2 protein-coding genes are annotated in these 1,931 nt (G+C 28.5%); both read right to left on the bottom strand.

What is annotated here, in order from left to right:
* Positions 1-291: 291 nt before the first annotated feature.
* On the bottom strand, positions 292-810 hold the full coding sequence (locus CHU92_RS00345) for a hypothetical protein (protein ID WP_094411469.1): 519 nt from the start codon (positions 808-810) through the stop codon (positions 292-294).
* Positions 811-1,931: hypothetical protein (locus tag CHU92_RS15670; protein ID WP_165764541.1), on the bottom strand; the 1,121-nt coding region annotated here is incomplete at its 5' end.

A 1,931-nucleotide genomic window follows, 5' to 3' on the forward strand; every position in this document is an offset into this window, starting at 1 on the left:
ATAAGCTGGAAATTAATTTAATACAATTTTTGTCGTGTACTTAAATATAGAGGATATTCATACGTAAATGAATTGGAACACTGATAAGACTTATATTTTTTGTCAATATGTTTTAATAGAAAAATTACAAGTATAACAGAAACGATTGTTAATGAAATAATTAATATTACTTTCTTCATTTTTACTTTTTAATTTTACCTTGAAAATAAACTGTATCTTTAAAAAATATAGTTAAACATACTGAATACATATAATCCTTATACTTTGTTATAAGTTTCAGTATTAGTTGTCTTATTGCCCGAGAATAAATTTTTGGTTGCCTTCTACATAATTACTATTTATATATTTTTTACCATTTACTTCCCATTCATATATGTAGCACATAATTATATGCCCGGTCATTGTCCTTTCTTGGGCAGCTTTTGTTTTAATATTAGTTATTATGATGTGCTCAGGGCTATTACCGAATTTTTTATTTATAAATATTTTCCATGTATGTTTTGTTGAAATATTTTTTTCAAATTCATATGTCGCGGGACTAGAGGTCCGTTTCTCACCGCTCAACCTTATTATTGTACTGTCTACGACTGCACCCTTGGAATTTATTACATATACCTTTGAATTATTCACTTCTTCTACCTCAAAAGTATCGAGATAAACAGGAAAACTGTAATTAAGAGGATTATTTTGGCAAGATTTCCTTTTTTCATAATCACCTTTATAATTATTAGTAAATAAACTTGTGAATAATACTAATAGCAATACAGCTGTGCTTACAAATATCAATATAAGCTTTATTGTTTTTTTCATTTACAGTTTACATTTAATATATCCGTGAAAAGTATTTTTAAACTGTTGATAAGTTACATTAACTTTTATTTCTCCACCCCATGAATAAACCTTAAAGGTTACGTTCTTACCATTATCAACAAGGTCACCTGCATACATTACCCAATGGTCAGGAAATGTTTTTTCACTTTGTTCTATATCATCTTTTGTCCAAGGTTGTGTTGCCTCAAGCATTATAGATTTAATCAGCATAATACATTCATATTTCTTAATGTAAAGATTGTCCATATCTTTCAGCATTTTCAGATCATCCTCCTCAGAGTCAATATAACTCGTAAGATCATCAACTTCATCAGCAAGCAACATGCTTTCTAATAATTTTGTAATAGTACCTGATAATGTTAGCCCTCCAATTCCATCAACATCAATTTCTCCTAAATCAAATGGAATTACGATATTCTTGTCGCTTTTCCCATCGTATGAACGTATATCGTTCTCAGAAGACTTGATGCTAGCTAATAAAATATAGTCACATTGAGCCATAGGTTTCCCCGAAGATTTAGGATAATCTTTCTTATCATATGGATTAATATCATAAACCTGGCCAAAAGGCCATTTATTCCAAGGCTTTATGTAATAATTGCTTTTATTGTAAAACGCTCCTGCATAAGAATACAAATCTTCAATTAATGTAGCATAATCATTTGGCTGATATTTTATCATAAGAAACCCAATACATGCAATACCACATAATGGTGTCCCACTTTGTGCAATTGTTTTTGGATCCTTTTTGCGATCTTTTATACCAATTCTAATATTTGCAATGCTAAATTTTGAAAATGCAGGTGTAAAATTGTCATATCTATCACTATTGATGTAATCTAAAATAATTTGTTTTTCTGAAGGAGATGAAACACAAATTCTTAATTTTTTATCAAACTCAATAACATAATATTTTATACCTGTAAATTTATTTACAACAGGATCTTTTATGTCTTTAACTTTAGTTATATCAATATTCTTTTGGTTTTTTGGAGTTGCCTCTAATGTAATTCTATAAAGTATGTGTTCGTTAAGATTTAAGTATTGTGCTTTATATAGAAGTGGTTTAAACTTATTTGTTAAATAAAAAAGGGTTGACG

The organism is Flavobacterium cyanobacteriorum, assembly GCF_002251835.1.
GTDB classification, from domain to species: Bacteria; Bacteroidota; Bacteroidia; order Flavobacteriales; family Flavobacteriaceae; genus Flavobacterium; species Flavobacterium cyanobacteriorum.

Bases quoted from the DNA above. Each gene is read 5' to 3' on its own strand.
- CHU92_RS00345 (WP_094411469.1), bottom strand. From the start codon at position 810: ATGAAAAAAACAATAAAGCTTATATTGATATTTGTAAGCACAGCTGTA.